Annotated in this window: 1 protein-coding gene; it reads right to left on the bottom strand. The window is 33.9% G+C overall.

Annotated features, from left to right (window positions below; genetic code table 11):
- Positions 1-88: 88 nt before the first annotated feature.
- The coding region (locus ACY2RQ_RS19825) for a hypothetical protein (protein ID WP_490114740.1) at positions 89-484 on the bottom strand (396 nt) is incomplete at its 5' end.

The raw sequence follows: 484 nt of genomic DNA, 5'->3' as shown, positions 1-484 counted from the left end.
CATGCATGCTGTTACTTTTTGCTGATTTGTTGTTATGAATGTTGCTCTATAAGGTTTTATTCGTCTTTTTCAGTATGTTCATTCTGACTTATTTGATTTTAAATCCTGTGTAGACTGACAACAAAAATACTGAGATCATGAAATAATGATATATACCTAATATATAAGCGTATTTCCCTGCTCGTGGTGATATTTCCTTTGCTTTAAAACGCATAATATTTACCATTGGAAAGATAATTAATCCAAAGGTGATATATGTCAGTCCTTTTATGCTCTTATTTTGAATTCTAGCTTCAGTCCTAATCACTTGTTCATAGATGAATGTAATGACAAAGTAGGGCAGGAATACGGCTAACATCAATATCTGACTGCCAAAAATTTCAGTTACTGTCATATTCTTTTTAAATTTAATTCTTTGATTGAAACCGAGATTTAGACTGTTGTGAGCATGTAACGCCCGCATCAGGTGCGCCGAAGGCGTCAC

The organism is Parendozoicomonas sp. 209JJ7-1 (assembly GCF_058147085.1).
This window is presented reverse-complemented; position numbering and strand designations above follow the sequence as displayed.